This window comes from Bradyrhizobium sp. CCBAU 53351 (assembly GCF_015291745.1).
Classification (GTDB): domain Bacteria; phylum Pseudomonadota; class Alphaproteobacteria; order Rhizobiales; family Xanthobacteraceae; genus Bradyrhizobium.
The window spans coordinates 1143920-1166219 of record NZ_CP030059.1; the positions used below are offsets into that span (position 1 = coordinate 1143920).

Below are 22300 nucleotides of genomic sequence, written 5' to 3' on the forward strand. Positions count from 1 at the left end.
TCCAATCACAACCATCTCGGAGTACTGGATCGCCCGCCTTCGCGGGCGATGACCAAGGGTGGTGTGCGTGTTGTATCACTTCCACACCGACTTGTCGGCGTCCCAGCGCTGGCCCCTGAGCTCCTTGGCGAGCGCCTCGATCGAACCGTTGTCGTCGGGCTGCTCGCCTTCCTCGTCCACCGAGGCGTCGTCGGAGAGATTGAGCTTAGACCCGCTGCTCTCGTCGGCGGTCGTCGTCGCGGGGCTGCCGATCCAGAGCATGAGCTTGTCGGTGGTGCCCGGCTTGTCCGGCGAGACAAGGCCTGCGACCTCGATCGTGTCGGTCAGCTCGAGCGCGGGAAAATCCTGGTTCGGCCGCTTGAACACCAGCTTGAGCTTGCCGGTGGCGGGGTTGAAGCTTTGCGAGACCGGCTTTGCCGCGAGCGTCCGGCTCAGGACGTTCGCAACAGTGCTCGCGAGCTTGTTGCGGTTGATCTTGTCCCCCTCGCGCCACTCGGCCGCGGGAAAGCGGATCGTGCGGTCCATCTCGGTCATCCCGGCGGTCCAGCCAGCGGCGGTGACGCCTGGCGTCGCCTTGAACTTCGCCAGCAGCGCGCCGGCGCGCTCGGGATCGACCGACATGTTGATGGTCTGCTCGCCTGCGCGCAGCGCATCGCAGCCGACATTGAGGCTCGCCAGCGTCACCTCGACGTCCTGGCCCTTCAGGCTCTTCAGGAAGTCGGTTGCAGCGTCGAGCTTGACCTTGACCGCAATCGCCTCCGGCGAGACGTCGGTGAAATCCTTCGGCTGCGGCGTGATGCCGTCGTCGGAGGTCTGATTGTCCTGAAATTCCTTCTCGCTGAGATCGGAATTATCGGGCGAGGTGACCTCGGTCACCACTTGGCCGATGCTGATCTGGCCGCGAAACTCGAAGGTGTCGCCGCTCTGCTTGCGCAGCAGCTTGACGCTGACGGGGGCCTTCTCACCGACACTCTGCGTGGTGCCGGTCAGGTTCTGGCCCGCGACCTGAAGATTGACGACGAAGCGGTCCTTGCGGTCGGAATTCTTCGCGATGGGGTAACAGACGTCGAGTACCGCCGCCGTGACCGTCTTGCCCTGGCGCGTCTCCTTCAGGATCACGTCGGCATTGCCGTCCATCAACCCGTCGATCGAGGTGAAATAGCGCGTCTCCACGCCACCGGGCGCCGTGGCCTTGGGCGACAGCTTCATCTGGGCGGAGGCGACCTCCGGTGAAACTGCCAGCAGAACTGCCAACAGGGCTGTCGAACAAACCAGAAGCGCGCGCATCGACGACATCCTCGAGCAACGAGCATGATCCGGAAAAGTGAGAAGCGTTTTTCCGAAAAGATCATGCTCAAACAATAGAATCGGCGCCACCGTAGTGGTTTTTGGCCGTGGATTGAATTGGAAAGCGGTACCCATCGTTCCCAAAAAGAAGGCCGCCCGGAGGCGGCCTTCGCAATCGTGTCAGGTGAAGTCGGCCTCAGAAGCCGCCCATACCGCCGCCAGCGGGCATGGCGGGCGCGGCTTCCTTCTTCGGCGACTCGGCGACCATGGCCTCGGTGGTCACCAGCAGGCCGGCGATCGAGGCGGCGTCCTGCAGCGCGGTGCGCACCACCTTGGCGGGGTCGATGATGCCCTTCTCGACCATGTCGACATAGTCCTCGTTCTGGGCGTCGAAGCCGAAGGTCTCCGACTTGTTCTCCAGGATCTTGCCGACCACGATCGAGCCTTCCACGCCGGCGTTCTCGGAGATCTGGCGGATCGGAGCTTCCAGCGCTTTCAGCACGATGTTGATGCCGGCCTGGACGTCGGCATTGGCGTTGCTAAGACGGCCGACCGCCTTCTTGGCGCGGAGCAGCGCGACGCCGCCGCCGGGGACGATGCCTTCCTGCACCGCGGCCCGGGTGGCGTTGAGCGCGTCCTCGACGCGGTCCTTCTTCTCCTTGACCTCGATCTCGGTCGCGCCGCCGACGCGGATCACCGCGACGCCGCCCGCGAGCTTGGCGAGGCGCTCCTGGAGCTTCTCGCGGTCGTAGTCCGAGGTGGTCTCCTCGATCTGGGCCTTGATCTGGCCGACGCGGGCCTCGATCTCCGGCTTCTTGCCGGCACCCTTGACGATCGTGGTGTTCTCCTTGTCGATCACGACCTTGCCGGCGCGGCCCAGCATCTTGACCGTGACGTTCTCGAGCTTCATGCCGAGGTCTTCGGAGATGAGCTGGCCGCCGGTGAGGATCGCGAGATCCTCGAGCATGGCCTTGCGGCGATCGCCGAAGCCCGGCGCCTTCACCGCGGCCACCTTCAGGCCGCCACGGAGCCGGTTGACGACCAGGGTGGCCAGCGCCTCGCCCTCGACGTCCTCGGCGATGATGACGAGCGGCTTGCCCGACTGCACCACGGCTTCCAGCACCGGCAGCATGGCCTGCAGGCCCGAGAGCTTCTTCTCGTGCAGGAGGATGTAGGCGTCCTCGAGCTCGGCGGTCATCTTCTCGGGGTTGGTGACGAAGTAGGGGCTGAGATAGCCGCGGTCGAACTTCATGCCCTCGACGATGTCGACTTCGGTGTCGAGCGACTTGTTCTCTTCGACGGTGATGACGCCCTCGTTGCCGACCTTCTGCATCGCCTGGGCGATCATCTTGCCGATGGCGGCATCGCCATTGGCCGAGATGGTGCCGACCTGGGCGACCTCGGAGGAGGCGGCGACCGGCTTGGCGCGCTTCTCGATGTCCTTGATGACGGCTGCCACGGCGCTGTCGATGCCGCGCTTGAGGTCCATCGGATTCATGCCGGCAGCAACCGCCTTGGCGCCCTCGCGCACGATGGCCTGGGCCAGCACGGTCGCGGTGGTGGTGCCGTCGCCGGCGAGGTCGTTGGTCTTGGAGGCGACCTCACGCACCATCTGGGCGCCCATGTTCTCGAACTTGTCCTCGAGCTCGATCTCCTTGGCGACGGTGACGCCGTCCTTGGTGATGCGGGGAGCGCCGAACGATTTCTCGATGACGACGTTGCGGCCCTTCGGGCCGAGCGTCACCTTGACGGCGTTGGCGAGAATGTCGACGCCGCGCAGCATGCGATCGCGTGCGTCTCCGGAAAACTTGACGTCTTTGGCAGCCATGTCTGCAGTCCCTCGTGTTTCGTGATGTGTCTTGTTTTGTGCTGTCGGGCGGAATGATGGATGCCCGGACCGCCTGGATCCGGGCATCACATTCAGCGGCTGTTCAGGCGGATGGCCTTAGGCCAGAACGCCCATGATGTCCGACTCCTTCATGATCAGGAGGTCTTCGTTGTCGATCTTGACCTCGGTGCCCGACCACTTGCCGAACAGCACGCGGTCGCCGACCTTGAGGTCGATGGGGACCAGCTTGCCGGCCTCGTCACGGCCGCCGGGGCCGACGGCGACGATTTCGCCCTGGGACGGCTTTTCCTTGGCGGTGTCGGGAATGATGATGCCGCCCTTGGTCTTTTCCTCGGCGTCGATACGTTTGACCACGACACGGTCATGCAGCGGACGAAATTTGGATTTAGCCATGACGTTTCCCTTTGGAGGCTCGCTTCGGAAGGTGTGGAAGTGGGTGGGGCGGCACTTCCGTCCGGCCCCTATCCCGAGGATCGAACGGCGCGCTTAGCAATCGGGCTTTCCGAGTGCTAATAGTGGGCCCGGAAATATGGCTTGGCCGCGATCCTGTCAAGCAAAGGTGGTTAAGCGGTTGTTGAGGCGGATATAGGATGTTGGCATTGGAAACTTGTTCGGGGCACAGACGTATCAAAGGACGTCATTGCTCCGGCAGCTTTTTTGCGCTTGGCTGCGGGAGGGGTGCGGCCATGGTTTTGTCCGGGGGAATGCCATGATCAGTTCAGCTCACGCGCGCACGGTTGCCAATCTGGCGGCCGCCTCTTGTCTGGCGCTGCTGCTGGGCGCCTGCGGCGGCGGCATGAGCCTGCCGTCCTTCTCGTCGTCCTCGCCGCCGCCCGACGCCGAGCCGGGCGTTGCTCCCGAAATGCCTGCGACCATTCGCGCCGACGAGATCGTGGGCCGCTGGGGCCTGGCCTCGTTCCAGAACCCGGCCGACCGCGCCCGCACCGAGGCGGCCGCCCGGGCCCAGTGCAAGAACCCTTACGTGATCACCGCCGGTTCCTCCGGCGGCGTGATTATGCATCTGGCCGACCAGGCGACGCCGCAGGAGCTGCGGCTGAAGGGCTCGCCGAGCGGCAAGAACTACATCGGACCGGCGGGCCCGACCCCCGGCGAGCAGGACCGCGAAATCGTCTCCTTCGACGGCCGCGTCCTGATCACCCGCTTCATCGACAAGGACGCCGCCACCCGCTACGGCAACATGGTCTACGTCCGCTGCGCGCCGAGGGCGTAGCACTCGCTCCGCCGTCATGCCCCGCGCAGGCGGGGCATCCAGTGCGCCGCGGCCTCTCGGCTCAATCATTGCTGTCTCTGGAATACTGGATCGTCCGCCTTCGCGGACGATGACAGCGGAGATGGTGGATCCAAAAGCAAAAACGCCAGCCCCCAGGGCCGGCGTTTCGCTTTTCCGTATCCCGTCCGCTCAGTCGAACAGCGCGTCGATGTCGTCCTGCGAGGCGTGGCCGACGTCGCCGGAGAGCTTCGGACCGTTGAGGAGCTTTTCGTCCTCGGTGCGATTGTCGACTGGGGCCGGCACATGCGACTTGATGGCGTCGACGCCGCCCCAGATGTCCATCATCGCATTGATATGCTGCTCGATGAACTTCATCGTGGTCATGACCTTGCTGATGCGCTGGCCGGTCAGGTCCTGGAAGTTGCAGGCTTCGAAGATCGAGATGACGCGTTCCTGGATGTCGTCGGCGAGCCGCTTCTGCTGGTCGATCGAATCCACTTTGGACATCGCGCTGGCGGCCTGGTCGATCGATTCCGCGGCTTCGAGGATCTGCTGGGTCGCCTGCTCGGTACCGCCGACCACCGCGCCGAGCTCGCCATTGACCTTGGCCATCTCGCCGCCGTCGAAGCTCTTGCCGTGCAGCGTCGCGATCTCGCGTTTGGTGCGATCGATGGCGTCGTGAATGAGGTCGAGCTCGACCTTCAGCTTCTCGCACTGTTCGATCTGCGCCCGATAGGTTTCGAGCATGGTGCGGGCTTCGGAAAGCTCGTGGGCGGTGGAGGCATCGATCGCCGCCATGGCCGCGCTGCCGGACAGCGGTGCCGCTACGACGCCCTTCGCCATCTGGGCGCGGATCGCACGTAGCTCGGCCATGATCTCGCTATGCATCGGGATTGCCTCTTCAGTTACGTCCAAAATCGGCATCTCGCCACCAGCGATATCCTCAACGCGAAAACGTTTGCGGTGAACAGCCATCAGGATACTCCCCCCACCTCACTCACGCGTCTTTGTAGGCAGAAGCGATTTAACACGAAGTTCACAGCAGGAACTGTTGTGCGGGCTCGCGCGACGCCGTGCAAAGAAGCGATTAACCATGGCCGCGCCGCGTTCATCGAAAATAAACGCTGATCGCCAAATTGCCGTGCGCCTGACGACGTGGTGAATCCAAACCCGCGTTCCGTTTACCAAACAAAACGGCTTTTGCTTTTTATTGACCACGTCGCGGCGGCGGATCAGCCAGGCGCCTTCCACGACGCATGTGATCTAGACGAAACAGTACAGAGTACGTCGATGTTCAAGAAAATGCCTGTCGCGCTGCTCGCCAGCGCTTGCACCTTCATTGCCGGCGCGAACGACGCCAGCGCCTTCGACAACACCGTGCCGAACGATCCGCCCGCGGTGCTCTATGCGCCGCAGGTGCCGCCGGCACCGGTGCGCGTCGCCTCCAATGCCAACATGGGCGGCGGCTTCATCGAGTTCCTGTTCGGTGATGGTCCCGGCCGCGGTCCGGCCTACGCGCCCGAGCGGCCGGTGTATCAGCAGCAGCCGGGTTATTACGATCAGCGCCGTCTGCCGCCGATGGGCGAGCTGCAGATGCAGGGCGGATATCAGCAAGGCGGATATCAGCAAGGCGGACTGCAGCAGGATGCGGTCGATCCGCGGCAGCGTCAGTTCGATCCGAAATTCGAGAAACAACTCGTTGACTATAGCGGCAAGGAAACTCCCGGCACGATCGTGGTCGATACCCCGAACAAGTTCCTCTATCTCGTCGAGGGTAACGGCCGGGCGATGCGCTACGGCATCGGTGTCGGGCGCCCCGGTTTCACCTGGTCAGGCGTGAAGTCGATCACGGCCAAGCGCGAATGGCCGGACTGGACGCCGCCGGCGGAGATGATCGCCCGTCGCCCCGATTTGCCCCGGCACATGGAAGGCGGCCCCGAGAACCCGCTCGGCGCCCGCGCGATGTATCTGGGCTCGACGCTCTATCGCATCCACGGCTCCAACGAGCCCTGGACCATCGGCACCAACGTTTCCTCCGGCTGCATCCGCATGCGCAACGAGGACGTCATCGACCTCTATGGCCGTGTCAATGTCGGCACCAAGGTCGTGGTGATGTGAACCCTGAGTAAGACGCTCGAAATGAAAACGGCCGCCTCATCAGCGGCCGTTGTTTTTTAAAAGAACCGCGACTTACGCGTAATCGCTGCCGCCATCGTCGTCGCCGCCGAAATCGCTGTCGTCGGCCATGTCCATATTGCCGTCGCCGTTGTCGTAGTTCTGATCGTTGTTGTCATTGCTCCGATCGTTCGACGCCTGGTCGAAGAAGCCCTGGCGGGACTCGCGGTTCGAGCCGATGTCGTCGAGACCGGCATCGCGCGCGAGCGAGCCGCCGGACTGGTCGCTGCCGCCCCAGGGGCTTCCACCAGCGCCGCGGTCACCGAGCGCAGCGCTATCGCCGAAACCTTGCTGGTGCGATCCGCCCATCATGCCGCGGATGCTGGAGAGCAACAGCGAGCCGCCGACGACGCCGGCCGCGGCCGCCGCCGCCGTGCCGAGGAACGAGCCGCCGCCACCGCCGACGGGCGGAGCGCCATAACCCTGGCCCGGACCTTGGCCGTAGGCCTGTCCATAAGGCGGCGGTGCGCCGTAACCCGGCTGGCCCTGCTGCATTGCTCCGCCGGTGTTCCAGACAGGCCGCTGCTCACGCGGCGGCACGTTCGGAACCGAGCCGCGCGAGGGGCCTCCGCCGAACAGCGTGTCACGCATGGTGTCGAGGAAGCCGCCGGACTGTGCCTGCTCGGGTGCATGGGCCGCCTCCAGCTCCTGGATGCGGTTATGGGCGCGCTTCAACGCCTCGTCCTGCAACAACGTGGTCTGGACCAGCGCATAGACCGCGCCGGGCGCCTTGCGCAGCCCGTCGGAGATCGCGGCGATCGCGTCGGGATCGCGCGGTGCATTTTCCAGTTTCGAAAGCCGGTCGAACAGGTCGTCGACGAGCTGGCGTTCCTGCGGCGTCATGATCAATCTCCCTCGCGCAAAACAAGCGCGAGGCAGATGTAGGGTTCCATTGTGGCCCCAACAGTGCCGGCCGGATTAAATTTCGGTATGCGACAAGCTGCCTCTGCGGCTTGCTGTCCGCCTTTGTCACCTCAGCGTGGCGCCACTGTCCGCCAGCAGACGCGGGAAGGCGTCGCTCGCGAGATAGGCCTGCTCGCGTTCGCGGACATCCGTCATCGGATCGAGTCCGGCGAGGACGTCGTCGACGAAGCCGGGATGGCACATCACGAGGCCGCCATCCGGCAGACCTTCCAGGAACTGCCGCATCAGCTCGCCGAAATCGGTCGCCCGCGCGAAGTCATAGGCGCCGGCGAAGCCGGGATTGAAGCTCAGACCGGCGCTGCCGGCGCGGCGGCGGAATTGCGTGCTGAGCACATCGAGCACCAGGGCCTTGGGAGAGGCCAGCCGCTGCTTGAGCGGCAGGTCGCGGCCGCCCTGGCGCACCCAGGCGTTCGGCGCGCCATCTACGACAGCATCGACGAAGCCGTCGCGCACCTGCGGATAAAGCTGCACATGCTGGTGGCCGTCGACGAAATCGGGCGCGCGGCCGAACGCCTCCGTGAAGGCGGCGAGCTGCGCCTTCACCTCGTTGCGGAAGAATTCGCGATCGAGCCGCCGCAAGACGCCCGCGCGCAGCAGCTTCGGAAACGGCATGAACATGTCGCCGTCGAGCGGACGGAAATGTATGGTGAGGGGGCGGAACGGCGCCGACAGCGTCACGTGCAATCCGATCGCGCAGCGCGGGCTCGCTGCCGCGGACGCCTGGAGCGCTTCGATCTCGCTGCGTTCGATCGCCGGGCCCACCATCATCACCGAGGTGGCGTTGAGGCGGCCGCGTTCGATCAGGTCGCGGATGGCGCGGTTGACGCCCGGGCTGATGCCGTAATCGTCGGCGCAGAGCCAGATCCGCCGCAGGTCCGCGGCCTCGCTCATTCGGCCGCCGTCCTCTTCGCGGCGTCGTCAGCCTTGTCGGTTTCGAAGCGCTTCTCGCTGTGCTCGGCGACGAAGTAGATCGGGCGCGCCTTCAGCTCGGAGAGGATCTTGCCGATATATTCGCCGACGATGCCGATCATGATGAGCTGCACGCCGCCGATCGTCATCAGGCCGATCACGAGCGAGGGATAGCCGGGCACCTGCTTGCCGGTCGTGAGCACCTCCCAGAGGATCGACAGGCCGAACAGGAAGGCGCCTCCGGCGAGGATGACGCCGAGCAGGCTGGCGAAGCGCAGGGGCGCCACCGAAAACGAGGTCAGGCCCTCGATCGACAGGCCGAGCAGGCTTGCGGCGTTGAAGGTGGTGACGCCATGGGAGCGCGCCGCGGGCTCGTAATCGACGCGGATCTGGCGGAATCCGATCCAGCTGGCGAGGCCTTTGAAGAAGCGGTTGCGCTCGGGCAATTGCCTGAGGGCTGCGACCGCGCGCGGGGAGAGCAGGCGGAAATCGCCGGCGTCCTCGGGAATCTTCTGGCGTGCGCCCCAATTGATCAGCGCATAGAAGCCGTGCACGGCGACGCGGCGCAGGAAGGTCTCGTTGTCGCGATGCGCCTTGGCGGTGTAGACGACGTCATAGCCGTCTTCGATCCAGTGCCGCACCAGCTGTTCGATCAGGGCCGGCGGATGCTGGCCGTCACCGTCCATGAACATGACGGCGCCGAGCCGGGCGTGGTCGAGGCCGGCCATCAACGCCGCCTCCTTGCCGAAATTGCGCGAGAGCGACACCACCTGGACGTCGATCGCATCTGCCGGCAGGCTGCGTGCGATGGCCAGCGTCGCATCCTTGCTGCCGTCGTCGACATAGACGATCTCGCAAGACAGCCGGTAGCGCTCCCGCAAAACTCTTGCGAGATCGCAGACGCGCTGATGCAGGGCGCCGAGGCCGGCCGCCTCGTTGAAGACGGGGACGACGATCGACAGTCCCTTCGCGGCGGCGCTGGCCGCATTGGTCGTCATGCCTGATACGTCAGAGCCCAGCGTCATCGGTCGAGGTTCCAGAGGCGGTCTAAGTCATCTCAACAGCATATGGTAGCTGCCGTTTGCTGTCGCAAAGCTGAACGAAAAAGCCGAGCGGACCTGGGCTCACCGCCGCAGGAACGCTTCGAGCTTTGCGAACAGCGGGTTCTCGCGGTCGAACACGTAATCGAGCGAGACCACCGAGACGGTCTCGGCGCCATGCTCGCGCAGGAAGCTCGCCAGTGCATAGAGCTGCCCCGGTGGGCAGTGCAACGTCAGCATGCCTGACGAGGTCGGTCCGCCGAACGGGGCCTCGACGCCGAACCGGCTGTGGGCCTCGCCGAGCAGGGCGGCGTCGCATTGCCGGAAGCGGGTGCGGACCTCGCGGTATTTGTTGGCCCGCGCCCGTGCCGCGATGTGATCGAGGATCACGCGCGCCGTCTCGCGGGCCTGCGGCGACCAGTCCGCGTCCTTCGACGCCACGAGATTGGCCTGGCTGCGCAGGATCATACCGTCGTCGAGCACCCGCAGGCCGTTGGCGGCAAGCGTCGCGCCGGTCGTCGTGATGTCGACGATCAGCTCGGCGCTGCCGGCCGCAGGTGCGCCTTCGGTCGCGCCTGCGCTTTCGACGATGCGGTAATCGGTGATGCCGTGGGTCTGGAAGAACGCCCGGGTGAGATTGACGAACTTGGTCGCGACCCGCATCCGCATGTGATGCTGCTCGCGGAAGCCGGTGGTGACGTCGTCGAGATCGGCCATGGTGCGGACGTCGATCCAGGCCTGCGGCACCGCGACGACGACGTCGGCATAGCCGAAGCCGAGCCCGTCGATCAGCGACACGCGGTTGTCGGCATCGGCGATGTTCTCGCGCACCAGGTCTTCGCCGGTGACGCCGAGATGCGCGACGCCCCGCGACACTTGCGATGCGATCTCGCTCGCCGAGAGATAGGCGACCTCGACATTGTCGAGGCCGGCGATGGTGCCGCGGTAGTCGCGCGCGCCGCCGGCCTTCGACAGCTTCAGGCCCGCGCGGGCAAAGAAGGCTTCGGTGTTCTCCTGCAGGCGGCCCTTGGAGGGAACGGCCAGAACGAATGGCGCGCTCATGACTTAAGCTCCCACCTTGCGGCCGATCCTGGTCAGCGCATCCACCCAGACCGAGAAGCCGACCGCGGGAATGGGTTCAGACGATCCGAGCTGGGTCATCAGCCCGTCATAGCGGCCGCCGGCGACCAGCGGCTCGGCGCCGTTGCCGCGGTGATGCAGCTCGAATTCGAAGCCGGTGTAATAGTCGAGGCCGCGTCCGAACGCGGTCGAGAAGCGCGCCTGCTTCACGTCGATGCCGCGCGCGGCCATGAAGCCGACCCGGCTTTCGAACTGGTCGATGGCCGCGGCAAGGTCGAGCTTGGCATCATTGGTGAGCGCGCGCAGCGCGGCGATGGAATCGTCGGGGCTGCCCGATATCGACAGGAAGCGCTTGAGCACGGTGATCGCTTCGCGCGACAGCGCGCCGCCCTTCAGCGTCGATTGCTCGAGGAAGCGATCGGCGATCTCGGCGGTGGTGCGGCCGCCGACATTGGTGGTGCCCGCGATCGACATCAGGTCGGTCACGAAGGCGAGCGCGGCCTTGCGGTCGGAGCCGGCGAGGGCTGCGAGCACGCCCTCATATTCGCTGCGGGTCGCGGTGGTCGCGGCCGCCAGCCGCTCCAGATCCTGCTCCAGGCTGATCTTGCGGTTGAAATCCTTGACCAGGCGGCGGCGCCAGACCGGGTAGAGGTCGAGCGCGTCGAGCAGTGCGTTGAACAGCGCCACGTCGCCGGTGCGGATCTCGACGTCGCGGACGCCGAAGGCCGCGGTCGCCTCCAGCGCCAGGGCCAGCGTCTCGGCATCGGCCGCGGCGCGGTCCTGGCGGCCGAACGATTCGATGCCGGCCTGCAGGAATTCGCTGGCCTGGCCGCTGCGGTAACGAAACACCGGGCCGAGATAGCTGAAACCGGCCGGCTGGCCGGCGCGGCTGGAGGCGAGGTAGTCGCGGGCGACCGGAATGGTCAGGTCCGGGCGCAGGCACAGCTCCTCGCCCGTGAGGTCCGTGGTCAGGTACAGGCTCTTGCGGATGTCCTCGCCGGAGAGGTCGAGGAACGGCTCGGCCGGCTGCAGGATCGCCGGCTCGGCCCTGACATAGCCGGCCTGCGCGAACGACAAGAGCAGCGTATCCGCCCAGGCGGCGGAGCCGGCAGCATTTGAGGTGGCAGTCGCGGTCATAACAGGGGTCCATCATCCCGGTGGAACCGGGCAGGGCAAGGGGAAGGACAAGAATTGCGCAGCCCTTAGCATGGCCGATGCGCGGTTTCGACCTCCAAAGGATCAATCGCTTAACGGGGAATCAGCTGGACTTGGCTTCGGTGGTCCGGCCGCCCCAATCGCCCAGCACCGCCTGGACCAGCGCCAGCGCCGCCACGGCGGCCGTGTCGGCCCGCATGATCCGGGGACCCAGGGCCAGCCGGAGGATCTTGGGCTGCCGCAGCAGGAGGGCCCGCTCTTCCTCGGCGAAGCCCCCTTCGGGGCCGATCAGGACGTCGATCCCCTGGCCGGCCTCGCGGGCGGCCTGCAGGCTCTGGACCGGGTTTTCGACTTCCGCGGCCTCATCGCAGAAGATCAGCAGCCGGTCGGCCGGGCGCTGGCTCAAAAAGCGCTCCAAAGCGACCGGTTCGGCGACGGTGGCGATGCTCAAGATACCGCACTGCTCGGCCGCCTCGACGACATTGGCCCGCATCCTCTCGGTATTGACCCGCGAGGCCTGGGTGAACCGGGTCAGCACCGGCTGCAGGGCGGCGGCGCCCATCTCGATGGCCTTTTGGACCATGTAGTCGAGCCGGGCATGCTTCAGCGGGGCGAAGACGTAGGCGAGGTCGGCAAGCCGGTCCTGCGGCCGGGTCTGCTGGAGGATGACGAGGCCGTCCGGCCGCTTGCGGCCTTCAATGGCGGCCTGCCACTCGCCGTCGCGGCCGTTGAAGGCCAAAACCTCGGCCCCGGCGGCGAGCCGCAGCACGTTACCGAGATAATTGCTCTGGTCGCGGTCGAGCGCGACCCTGGCGTCCTGGGCAAGGGAGGCGTCGACGAACAGGCGGGGAGCACGAAAATCGTGGGCGGGCATCGTTCAAAAGTCCGATTTGGCGCCGTTATTAACCGAAAGCAGCCCTTCCGGGGGTAAATATTGCCGAACCGCTGCGTCGGCGCGCCGCGCTCTTGCCCTATTCGGCGGGTTGTTAAGCGCCGGCGGGAATCGTAAAATCGCGAGCACGCTGGTTGCGCTTCTATTGGGAAGACGCCGGACCCCGTCAGCTCCTGCCGGAGAGAATTTCTTGATGATCCGTCGTTTGATGGTTCCGATCGCTGCGGCCATGGTCACCATGGTTGCCTCAGGTGCTTACGCGCAAAGCGCGTTCCCGGCGCCGCTGCCCAATCAGGCTCCCGCCAGTTCGGCGTTTCCGCCGGTGAACGGTGCGGCGCCGACCGCGTCGGTCGGTGCGGCTCCGCAATCGTCATTTCCCGTGAACGGCGCCGCCCCGATCGGTGGCGCTGGTGCTTTCAGCGCGGCGCCGCCGACGCAGGCCGGTCCCGGCGAGGACTGCATGAAGGCGTTCATGCCCCTGCGCGAAGAGGCCGAGAAGCGCGGCAAGCTGATCAAGGCCGCGAGCGACCGTCACGCGCCGCCTGACGAGGCCTGCAAGCTGATCCGCAATTTCAGCCAGGCCGAGTCGAAGATGATCAAGTACATCGACACGCACGCCGCCAAATGCGGAATCCCGCCGCAGGTCGGCGCGCAGATGAAGGACGGCCACAAGAACACCGAGGCCATGGCGACCAAGGTCTGCAACGTCGCGACGCAGATGCAGCAGCAGCAGGCGCGCCCCGCAGGCCCGTCGCTGAGCGAGGTGCTGGGCTCTGGCTCGGCGCCTGAGGCCAATGCCGGCAAGAAGGGCGGTAGCACCTTCGACACACTCAACGGCAACGTCCTCACCCGATGAGCGACACATCCGCCCGCGTTGCCGATTCCACCGGCAACTGGGTCGATACACGCGCGCCGCAATGGGCGCGGCCTTACCTCCGCTTGTCCCGCTTCGATCGTCCGATCGGCTCTTGGCTGCTGCTGATGCCGTGCTGGTGGTCGGCAGCGCTCGCGAGCGGCATGGCGCATGACGTCCGCGGCCTGCCGCTGACCATCGTCCTGTTCTTCATCGGTGCCTTCGCGATGCGCGGGGCGGGCTGCGCCTGGAACGACATCACCGACCGCGATCTCGACGACAAGGTCGAGCGCACCCGCTCGCGGCCGCTGCCTGCGGGGCAGATCACCGTGACGCAGGCGCTGGCCTTCCTGGTCGCTCTGGCGCTGGTCGGGTTGGTCGTGCTGCTGCAGTTCAACCACTTTGCCGTCATGACCGGCATCGCCTCGCTCCTGGTCGTCGCCATCTATCCCTTCATGAAGCGCGTCACGTGGTGGCCGCAGGTCTTTCTCGGGCTCGCCTTCTCCTGGGGCGCGCTGATGGGCTTCGCCGTCACCTTCGGACGCATCGACGTCACTGCGCTGGTGCTCTATGCCGGTTCGATCGCCTGGGTGATCGGCTACGACACGATCTATGCGCATCAGGACGCCGAGGACGACGCGCTGATCGGTGTCAAATCCACCGCGCGCCTGTTCGGCGCCCATACGCATCAGGCGCTGATCCTGTTCTATGGCGTCGCGGTGATGCTGATCGGCATCGCGCTGGCCTCGGGCGATGCGCGCTGGCCGGCCTGGCTCGGGCTCACCGCCTTCGCTGCGCATCTGGCGTGGCAGATCATGCGCTTGCGGATCGACGATCCCGAATTGTGCCTGCGGCTGTTCAAGTCGAACAAATATGCGGGCCTGCTGCTGTTCGCGGGATTGCTCGCGGACGCGGCGATGCGGGCACAGCTCTCGTAGGATGCGCAGGGCGGATCAGCGAAGCGCAATCCGCCAAATTCTGTCCGAGTAGAACGCAAAGAGGCGGGTTACGCTACGGCTAACCCGCCCTGCGGCAATTGTGACTGCCGCTCAATTCCGCGCGATGATCTCGCGTTCTTCGCGATGAACGGTGAGCTCGCGCGCCATCGCGACGCGGCGGCGCATCAGGAATTTCGGACGGCGGGCGCGGATCGCATTGGCGCGGCGGCGGCGGGCGGCGGGCTTGCGCGCGCCTTCGTCGAGCTGCGGCAGCGCGAAGATCTCGCTCCAGATCGCCCAGGCTTCATTGAGCTCGTCGCCATCGGCCCCGACCAGCAGCGGCACGGACAACGAGGGATCGCGATGCACGAGGACGAGGGCCTGCGCCTCGTCATTGCCGCGCAGCGCGACGCCGGTGAAGTCGCTGACGCGGACGTTGATCGCCATCTGCATGCCGCGGACGGCACGGCGCAGCACGACACGTTCGCGATGAAGCTCGATCTGCCTCGTGTATCCGTCGGCGCGCGGATCGTGCGCATCGAAGCGGACCGGGAGGGAAAGAGGGTCGAGCCGCAGAGAGCGGCTCGACCCGGCGGGAGCGACCCCGCATGTTGCTGTTTGACGCCTCACGGCTTTCGTTCTCCCCGCCGGGATTATGTTCCCGGTCGATGCGAGGACCTTAGCGTGCGCCCCTCCGAAACCGCTTAAAAAGGCTGGTTAACCCACCGTCACTGCTCCTCATGATTGACAAGACCTTGGCACGCATGATTGACGAGACGTTGCGCCGATGGTGCGAATCTGAGCTTTTGGCGGGCTGAAAATGCTTGAAGTCCGCGCGATCAGGGCACATCTGTGGGTTCCGGTCCCGAACCCCCGCCCCAACAGGATTTCGTTCGTGAACTCTTCACCATCCGCAAGCTCGACCACAGCCAATCGCGACCTGTTCGACCAGTCCGCGCTCTCCGATCTCGCGCAGCGGCTGGTCGAGGCGGCCAGGCGCGCGGGCGCAGACGCGGCCGATGCGGTCGCCGTGCGCGGCGTCTCGCAGGGCGTCGAGGTGCGCGACGGACGCGTCGAGGAATCCGAGCGCTCCGAGGGCGACGATGTCGGCCTGCGTGTGCTGGTCGGCCAGCGCCAGGCGGTGGTCTCGACCAACGACGTCAGCGGCGATGCCGTCACCAAGCTTGCCGAACGCGCGGTCGCGATGGCGCGCGTGGCGCCCGACGACAAATATGTCGGCCTCGCCGATCCCGCGCTGCTCGCGCGCGACTTCCCCGATCTCGACCTGCTCGATCCCGACATTCCCGCGACCAGCGAGCTCGAGCGCCGCGCGCTTACGGCCGAAGCCGCCGCGCTCGCCGTGAAGGGCGTCACGAAATCCGGCGGCGCTTCGGCCTCCGCCGGGATGGGCGGCATGGTGCTGGTCACCTCGACCGGTTTCCACGGCTCCTACTTGCGCTCCAGCCAGGGCATCTCCGCCACCGCCATCTCGGGCGATGGCACCGGCATGGAGCGCGACTACGACTTCACCTCGGCGCCGCATGCCGCCGACCTCTTGTCACCGGAGGTCGTCGGCCGTTCCGCCGGCGAGCGTACGGTGGCGCGCTCCAACCCGCGCAAGGTCGAGACCTGCAAGGTGCCCGTGGTGTTCGATCCGCGCGTTGCCGGCTCGCTGGTCGGCCATGTCGTCGGTGCCATCAACGGCGCCTCGATCGCGCGCAAGACCAGCTTCCTGAAGGACAAGCTCGGCCAGCAGCTGTTTGCCAAGAACATCCGCATCATCGACGATCCCCTGCGCAAGCGCGGCCTGCGCTCGCAGACCTTCGACGCCGAAGGCGTCGCCGTGAAGAAGATCGCGCTGATCGACGAGGGCGTGCTGACGACCTGGCTGCTCGACTGCGCCACCGCGCGCGAGCTCGGCCTTTCCACCACCGGTCATGCCCATCGCGGCGTCTCCTCCTCGCCCTCGCCGGGCCCCTACAATCTGCATCTCGAACCCGGCACGCCGACGCCGGCCGAATTGATCTCAGACATCAAGCAGGGCTTCTACGTCACCGATCTGATCGGCTCGGGCGTCAACGGCGTCACCGGCGATTACAGCCGCGGCGCCTCCGGCTTCTGGATCGAGAATGGCGAGATCACCTATCCCGTCAGCGAGGTGACGATCGCCGGCCATCTGTTCGAGATCTTCAAGTCGATGCAGCCGGCGAACAATCTCGAATTCCGCTACGGCATCAATGCGCCGACGGTGCGCATCGAGGGCTTGACGCTTGGCGGACGCTGACGCGAACGACACGATCCTGACCCGCGATGCCGCGCTGCTGCAGGACACGGTGCGGGAAGCGGGCGCACTGGCGCAGTCGATGTTCCGCACCGAGCTGAAGAAGTGGATCAAGGGCGCATCCTCGCCGGTGTCGGAAGCCGACATCGCCGTCAACGATCTCCTCGAAACGCGCTTGCGCAGTGCGACGCCGGATTATGGCTGGCTCTCGGAGGAGAGCGCCGACGACGCAGCCCGGCTGTCGCGGCGGCTGACCTGGATCGTCGATCCCATCGACGGCACGCGCAACTACCTCAACGGCCATGACGATTGGTGCGTCAGCGTCGCGCTGGTCGAGGATGCAACGCCCGTGCTCGGTGCAGTGTTCGCGCCTGTGAGCGGCGAGTTCTTCTTCGCCGCGCGCGGACGCGGCACGACGCTCAACGACGTCCCGGTGCGGGCGACGGGCGGAGCCGAGCTGGACTTCGCCCGCGTCGCCGGGCCGAAACCCCTGGTCGAGCGCCTGAAGCCCTCGCTCGGCGACATCCAGCTGCATCCGCGAATCGGCTCGCTGGCGCTGCGCCTGTGCCGGGTCGCCCATGGCGCGCTGGATGCGGCTTTTGCGGGCGGCAACAGCCATGATTGGGACCTTGCGGCGGCCGATTTGATCGTGCAGGAAGCCGATGGTAGGATGAGCGACCTCTCCGGAGAACCCATCCTCTATAACCGCCGGGAAGTGGCGCACGGGGTGCTGGTGGCAGCGGGGCGCGATCGTCATGCGGGCATTGTCGCGCATTTTCGAGATCGCCCCTTGGCCTGAAGCGCCCGTCGTCGTGCTCGTCGAACACTGCTTTGCCGGGCCGCCCGCTAGGAACAGAACTCATGCCAGATAGTGCCCAGCAACAACTGCTCCACCTCGTCATCGGCGGCGAGCTCGTCGATCTCGAGCAGAACGTCTTCAAGAATCTCGACGACGTCGAGATCGTCGGCCTCTACCCGAATTATGCGACCGCCCACGCCGCCTGGCGGGCCAAGGCGCAGAGCACGGTCGACAATGCGCAGATGCGCTATTTCATCGTCCATCTCCATCGGCTGCTCGACCCCAATCAAGAACCGGCACGTTGAAAAAACTGCTTCGCAATACGCTGCGAAGCAGCTGGTTTCAGCGTGCCGTCGGATTTCTGGCGGCCGAATATCTGCGTCTGGTCTGGCGCACCAACAAGTTCACGTTCGATCCGCCCGATGTCTATGACATCGTCGAGCCGCAGATCCCGGCGATCTTCGCGTTCTGGCACGGCCAGCATTTCCTCACGCCCTTCATCAAGAACAAGCACTCCTACCGGGCCAAGGTCCTGATCTCCCGGCATCGCGACGGCGAGTTCAACGCCATCGCGGTGGAGCGGCTCGGCATCGGCCTGATCCGCGGTTCCGGCGATCATGGCAGCGCCTTCCACCGCAAAGGCGGCGTCGGCGCCTTCAAGGAAATGGTGCGGACGCTGCAGGACGGTTGTAATGTCGCGCTGACCGCCGATGTCCCCAAGCGCGCGCGCGTGGCGGGACTCGGCATCATCATGCTGGCACGGGAATCCGGGCGGCCGATCATGCCTTTCGCGATGGCGACCAGCCGCTTCATCCGGCTGAAGAACTGGGACCGCACCACCATCAATCTGCCGTTCGGGCGGGGCGTCCTGGTCGGCATCAAGGAAATCCACGTGCCACCGGATGCGGATGCCGCCACGATGGAAGCGCTGCGGCTGGAGCTGGAAGAGACCTTGAACGAGGCGACCCGGCGCGCCTATGCGCAACTCGGCCGTCCGGGGCCTCAAGATGCCTAAATCGCTGCCCATTGCGTTGCCGATCACGCTGCGGATGTACCGGCGCCTGGCCTCCGGCCTGGTGCCGCTTGCGCCCGCGCTGATCAAGCGGCGGCTGAAGCAGGGCAAGGAAGATCCCGCGCGCGTCGGCGAGCGGCGCGGTCTGTCGCGGGACGTGCGGCCGCACGGCCCGCTGGTCTGGATCCACGGTGCCAGCGTCGGCGAGGTGCTGGCCGCGGCGGCGCTGATCGAGCGTTTGCGCGATCTCAATCTGCGCATCCTGCTCACCTCGGGCACCGTCACCTCGGCCGCGGTGGTCGCCAAGCGCTTTCCGCCCGACGTCATCCATCAATACGTGCCGTATGATTCTCCGCGTTATGTCGCGCGCTTCCTCGATCACTGGAAGCCGTCGCTGGCGCTGTTCATCGAATCCGATCTGTGGCCGAACCTGATCCTGGCGGGCGCCGCGCGCCGCGTGCCGATGGTGCTGATCAACGGACGGATGTCGCCGCGCTCCTTCCCGCGCTGGCGGCGCATGCACGGCACCATCTCGGCGCTGCTGTCGCGGTTCGACATCTGCCTGGCGCAGTCGAAGATCGATGCCGAGCGCTTCGCCGCGCTCGGCGGCCGCGACGTCGCCACGACAGGGAATCTCAAGCTCGACGTGCCGGCGCCGCCGGCCGATCTCGCCAAGCTCGAGCGGCTGATGGCGATGACGCGCGGGCGGCCGATTATCATCGCGGCCTCGACCCATCCGGGCGAGGACGAGATGCTGGTCGCCGCGCATCGCAGCCTCGTCGGCTTCTTCCCGCAGCTCCTCACGGTGATCGTGCCGCGGCATCCCGATCGCGGCTCCTCGATCGCTGGCCTGATCACGGCCTCCGGCCTGACGCCGGCGCTGCGCTCGCGCGAAGAACTGCCGGGCGCGACCACCGACATCTATGTCGCCGACACCATGGGCGAGCTCGGCCTGTTCTACCGCCTCTCGCCGATCGTGTTCATGGGCGGGTCGCTGATCCGCCACGGCGGACAGAATCCGATCGAGGCGATCAAGCTCGGCGCCGCCATCGTCCATGGTCCGCACGTCTTCAATTTCACCGATGTGTTCGAGGCGCTCGATGCGAGCGGCGCGGCGCGGCAGGCCGATAATCAGGAAGCGCTGGTCAAGCAGCTCGGCCAGCTGCTGGCCGATCCCGCTTTGCGCGAGACAATGCAGCGCGCCGGCACCGGCGTGGTCGAGCGGCTCGGCGGCGCACTGGATCGCACCATGACGGCGCTCGAGCCCTATCTGCTGCAATTGCGCATCGAGATGGGGGCCGCCAATGCGTGAGCCGGCCTTCTGGTACCGGCCACGTTCTCTTCCGTCCTATGCGTTATGGCCGCTCGGCGCGCTCTACGGCGCGATCACCGAACGGCGCATGCTGCGCGAGGGCAAGGATGCCGGCATCCCCGTGATCTGCGTCGGCAATTACCATGTCGGCGGCGCCGGCAAGACGCCGACCGTGCTGGCGCTGACGAAGCTGTTGCGCGGGCTCGGCGAAACGCCTGTGGTGCTCAGCCGCGGCTATGGCGGGCGCCTGAAAGGCCCCGTCATGGTCGGCCGCGACCGTCACACCGCCGCCGATGTCGGCGACGAGCCCTTGATGATGGCGCGCGACGTCCCGGTCGTGGTCGCGCGCGACCGCGTCGACGGTGTTGCGCTGGCGAAGTCGCAAGGCGCCACCGTCATCCTGATGGACGACGGCTTCCAGAACCCGCGCCTGCTCAAGGATGCTTCGCTGATCGTGATCGACAGCGAGCGCGGCCTCGGCAACGGCCAGGTGTTCCCGGCAGGCCCGTTGCGCGCGCCGCTGCAGGCCCAGCTTGCGCGCACCGACGCGCTGGTGCTGATCGGCGACGGCCGCGCCGCCAACGATGTCGCCGCTGAGCTCGCCAAGCGCAACAAGCCCGAGCTGCGCGCACGGTTGAAGCCGGATGCGGGCTCGCTCGCGCAACTGCTCGGCCGGAAGGTGTTCGCCTTCGCCGGCATCGGTGATCCCGAACGCTTCTTCCGTACCCTTCGCGCTGGCGGCATCGACGTCGCGCGCACGCGCGCCTTCGCCGATCACCACATGTTCTCGCGCGAGGAGATCGCAGCCCTCGCGGCGGAGGCCCTGCGCGAGCAGCTCACGCTGGTGACGACGGAAAAAGATCTCGCACGCCTGCGCGGCAGAGAGGGCGTGCCTGACGACATCGTGCCGTTCGCCGTCCATCTCGAGTTCGACGATCCCGACGCGCTGCGCCAGTTGATCGGCGACCAGCTCTACAAGGCGCGCGAGCGAAGATTCGGCAGGCGATGATCTCGTAGGGAGGCAAGGCTATTCCGCGAAGATTGCGCCTCGCGCTTTCCTGCGCGAACGCAACGTGTGATGGCGAATGAATTGGCGCGATGCGATGTGTGAACCGAGCTGTCATGTCGCGGGCGACAAAGTCTCTTCCGCACGTCCGGGAGTTGATGTAGCCTTTCATGAGAGCCGTCACCGGGACGTGCCGAACTCCCGGAAATTATCGGCGGCGTTTATGCCCACGGCGGGCATGTATCTTCATCATTTCAGGTGCGACGGCCGTAACGACCAGCTCGGAACGGCATGAAGAGGTATTGCTAAGAGTTCAGAGGAGAACATGCCATGCATTTTTGCCTCACCGGACAATACACACCACGCGCGCTCAACGCTATCTTGGAAAATCCCACGACCAATCGCCAGGAGGCCGCCAGGAAGCTCATTGAAGCCGCCGGCGGAAAGCTGATTTCGATGTACAGCGTTGCGGCCGACGGCCCAGGCGTTCTGGTGATTTTCGATGTGCCTGATCCGGGCGTGGCTCCGGCCATTTCCGGACTGACCGTTACGGCAGGCACCCTGCAGAACGTGAAGCTGACCCGGTTGTTCACGCAGGACGAGATCAAGCAGGTCCGCCAGAACGCGGCGAAGCTGCGTGCTTCATATACTCCGCCCGGAGGCTGACTCCGGATCTCGAGCGAAGCCGCCGCAGGCGTCGCAGGCGGCGGCAACGCTCACATCAAGGGATCAATCACGTCTGCAAGCCGAAGGTCTGGCGTCCATCGACGGACGATGTAATACGATGCGTGCTGCGTCCGGTGCCATGGGTCGGATTGAACGTGCTTGCCAGCGGCCGCGGTTCTCCGCGGCGATCGTGCTTCAGCAGTCAGTTATGCTCACCACGCCCCAGCGGCCATCATTCCGATAATGGTCAGGCACGAGAGGCAGGCCACCATGACAGTATAGTATTCGGGTGTATTCATTGCAGGCTCCCAAACTGTTGCCAATTGCTTGGTCATTGCTACGCGGGAGAGGTTGCACGTCGTCGGGCCGCTTCAGTGCGGCGCGCGGTAATCGGGTTTGCGATGTATGTCCATCTTGTCATCGTCCCCCCGATCTGCAGGATGATGATCCGCGTCCGGAGCCTGAGCGCGTTCAGTCGCGATCAGAAGCTGTTTCCGCATTTCAGCAAGACGGGCGCGACAATATTCACGATAGAGCAACTCTAATATGGCGGGCATGATCATCCCCATCGTTTGGCTTGATATTCCGCCGCGAATTTTCTTGGTGAACGTAGCCGTCCAGATGACGCTTCGATATGAGCCCGTTCACAGACTGCGCCAATTCCAAAGCTCAATGGTCGGTTGGTTGGCTTGATTGTCTGCGTGATAAAAGGAGCAGGGCCAGTTACCTAACATGCAACTATAGCAGCCCTCTGTTTCACCAAGACTTCGTCGAACAACTTAAGGGCGCCGAATCGCAACGAAGAATCCAACCACAGCGCGAAATGACTAACCACTGAGTGCGCGCACTGTTCGATGCAACGCGGAGCGGCGTGGCGGAGATCATCGGCGG

The 22300-nt window shown here is 65.6% G+C and carries 22 protein-coding genes; 11 read left to right on the forward strand and 11 right to left on the reverse strand.

Annotated features, from left to right (window positions below):
* Positions 1 to 75: 75 nt before the first annotated feature.
* From XH83_RS05455 to groES, 3 genes are all read right to left on the reverse strand, one after another.
* Positions 76 to 1287 carry a hypothetical protein gene (locus XH83_RS05455; protein WP_194406024.1) on the reverse strand — a complete coding sequence of 404 codons (1212 nt, stop codon included), beginning with the start codon at positions 1285 to 1287 and terminating at the stop codon, positions 76 to 78.
* A gap of 196 nt (positions 1288 to 1483) precedes the next feature.
* Positions 1484 to 3115, reverse strand: a complete 1632-nt coding sequence (gene groL, locus XH83_RS05460; RefSeq protein ID WP_194406025.1) for a chaperonin GroEL — start codon at positions 3113 to 3115, stop codon at positions 1484 to 1486.
* 117 nt (positions 3116 to 3232) lie between these two features.
* Positions 3233 to 3529: a co-chaperone GroES gene (gene groES, locus XH83_RS05465; protein WP_097657489.1), complete on the reverse strand. Its 297-nt coding sequence runs from the start codon at positions 3527 to 3529 to the stop codon at positions 3233 to 3235.
* A gap of 316 nt (positions 3530 to 3845) precedes the next feature.
* Here groES and XH83_RS05470 point away from each other — a divergent pair, with 316 nt between their 5' ends.
* Complete coding sequence (locus tag XH83_RS05470) at positions 3846 to 4367, forward strand: hypothetical protein (RefSeq protein ID WP_063197393.1); 522 nt, start codon at positions 3846 to 3848, stop codon at positions 4365 to 4367.
* Between the two features lie 189 nt (positions 4368 to 4556).
* On the opposite strand, the gene XH83_RS05475 is transcribed toward XH83_RS05470, so the two are convergent.
* On the reverse strand, positions 4557 to 5342 hold the full coding sequence (locus XH83_RS05475; RefSeq protein ID WP_194406026.1) for a protein phosphatase CheZ: 786 nt from the start codon (positions 5340 to 5342) through the stop codon (positions 4557 to 4559).
* 315 nt (positions 5343 to 5657) lie between these two features.
* Between XH83_RS05475 and XH83_RS05480 the strand changes: the two genes are divergently transcribed.
* Positions 5658 to 6485, forward strand: a complete 828-nt coding sequence (locus tag XH83_RS05480; RefSeq protein ID WP_194406027.1) for a L,D-transpeptidase — start codon at positions 5658 to 5660, stop codon at positions 6483 to 6485.
* 72 nt (positions 6486 to 6557) lie between these two features.
* Here XH83_RS05480 and XH83_RS05485 read toward each other — a convergent pair whose 3' ends face one another.
* The 6 genes from XH83_RS05485 to XH83_RS05510 all read right to left on the reverse strand — a co-directional run bounded on the left by XH83_RS05485 (position 6558) and on the right by XH83_RS05510 (position 12524).
* On the reverse strand, positions 6558 to 7385 hold the full coding sequence (locus tag XH83_RS05485; protein ID WP_194406028.1) for a DUF2076 domain-containing protein: 828 nt from the start codon (positions 7383 to 7385) through the stop codon (positions 6558 to 6560).
* A gap of 126 nt (positions 7386 to 7511) precedes the next feature.
* Positions 7512 to 8357: a ChbG/HpnK family deacetylase gene (locus XH83_RS05490; protein ID WP_194406029.1), complete on the reverse strand. Its 846-nt coding sequence runs from the start codon at positions 8355 to 8357 to the stop codon at positions 7512 to 7514.
* Positions 8354 to 9400 (reverse strand): glycosyltransferase family 2 protein, encoded by a 1047-nt coding sequence (locus XH83_RS05495; protein WP_194406030.1) that lies wholly within the window; start codon positions 9398 to 9400, stop codon positions 8354 to 8356. Before XH83_RS05495 ends, XH83_RS05490 begins: the two co-directional genes overlap by 4 nt.
* A gap of 99 nt (positions 9401 to 9499) precedes the next feature.
* Positions 9500 to 10477, reverse strand: a complete 978-nt coding sequence (gene hisG, locus XH83_RS05500) for an ATP phosphoribosyltransferase (protein ID WP_194406031.1) — start codon at positions 10475 to 10477, stop codon at positions 9500 to 9502.
* Between the two features lie 3 nt (positions 10478 to 10480).
* Positions 10481 to 11632, reverse strand: a complete 1152-nt coding sequence (locus XH83_RS05505) for an ATP phosphoribosyltransferase regulatory subunit (protein ID WP_194406032.1) — start codon at positions 11630 to 11632, stop codon at positions 10481 to 10483.
* A gap of 121 nt (positions 11633 to 11753) precedes the next feature.
* Entirely contained in the window at positions 11754 to 12524 is a 771-nt protein-coding gene (locus tag XH83_RS05510; RefSeq protein WP_194406033.1) for a 16S rRNA (uracil(1498)-N(3))-methyltransferase, read from the reverse strand.
* Positions 12525 to 12735: 211 nt separating this feature from the next.
* Between XH83_RS05510 and XH83_RS05515 the strand changes: the two genes are divergently transcribed.
* Positions 12736 to 13398, forward strand: a complete 663-nt coding sequence (locus XH83_RS05515; RefSeq protein ID WP_194406034.1) for a hypothetical protein — start codon at positions 12736 to 12738, stop codon at positions 13396 to 13398.
* A complete protein-coding gene (gene ubiA / locus XH83_RS05520; RefSeq protein ID WP_194406035.1) occupies positions 13395 to 14333 on the forward strand; it encodes a 4-hydroxybenzoate octaprenyltransferase in 939 nt (312 codons plus the stop codon). Before XH83_RS05515 ends, ubiA begins: the two co-directional genes overlap by 4 nt.
* Before the next feature lie 111 nt (positions 14334 to 14444).
* On the opposite strand, the gene XH83_RS05525 is transcribed toward ubiA, so the two are convergent.
* Entirely contained in the window at positions 14445 to 14963 is a 519-nt protein-coding gene (locus tag XH83_RS05525; protein ID WP_194406036.1) for a DUF6101 family protein, read from the reverse strand.
* 265 nt (positions 14964 to 15228) lie between these two features.
* Here XH83_RS05525 and XH83_RS05530 point away from each other — a divergent pair, with 265 nt between their 5' ends.
* From XH83_RS05530 to XH83_RS05560, 7 genes are all read left to right on the forward strand, one after another.
* Positions 15229 to 16617 (forward strand): TldD/PmbA family protein, encoded by a 1389-nt coding sequence (locus XH83_RS05530; protein ID WP_194406037.1) that lies wholly within the window; start codon positions 15229 to 15231, stop codon positions 16615 to 16617.
* Entirely contained in the window at positions 16604 to 17413 is an 810-nt protein-coding gene (locus XH83_RS05535; RefSeq protein WP_194406038.1) for a 3'(2'),5'-bisphosphate nucleotidase CysQ, read from the forward strand. The genes XH83_RS05530 and XH83_RS05535 overlap by 14 nt, the downstream gene beginning before the upstream one ends.
* Positions 17414 to 17475: 62 nt before the next feature.
* Positions 17476 to 17718, forward strand: a complete 243-nt coding sequence (locus XH83_RS05540) for a DUF4170 domain-containing protein (RefSeq protein ID WP_194406039.1) — start codon at positions 17476 to 17478, stop codon at positions 17716 to 17718.
* Positions 17715 to 18428 (forward strand): lysophospholipid acyltransferase family protein, encoded by a 714-nt coding sequence (locus XH83_RS05545; protein ID WP_194406040.1) that lies wholly within the window; start codon positions 17715 to 17717, stop codon positions 18426 to 18428. Before XH83_RS05540 ends, XH83_RS05545 begins: the two co-directional genes overlap by 4 nt.
* A complete protein-coding gene (locus XH83_RS05550) occupies positions 18391 to 19737 on the forward strand; it encodes a 3-deoxy-D-manno-octulosonic acid transferase (protein WP_194406041.1) in 1347 nt (448 codons plus the stop codon). Before XH83_RS05545 ends, XH83_RS05550 begins: the two co-directional genes overlap by 38 nt.
* Positions 19730 to 20746 (forward strand): tetraacyldisaccharide 4'-kinase, encoded by a 1017-nt coding sequence (gene lpxK, locus XH83_RS05555; protein ID WP_194406042.1) that lies wholly within the window; start codon positions 19730 to 19732, stop codon positions 20744 to 20746. The genes XH83_RS05550 and lpxK overlap by 8 nt, the downstream gene beginning before the upstream one ends.
* Before the next feature lie 327 nt (positions 20747 to 21073).
* Positions 21074 to 21409 carry a GYD domain-containing protein gene (locus tag XH83_RS05560; protein WP_194406043.1) on the forward strand — a complete coding sequence of 112 codons (336 nt, stop codon included), beginning with the start codon at positions 21074 to 21076 and terminating at the stop codon, positions 21407 to 21409.
* The last annotated feature ends 891 nt before the right edge of the window (positions 21410 to 22300 follow it).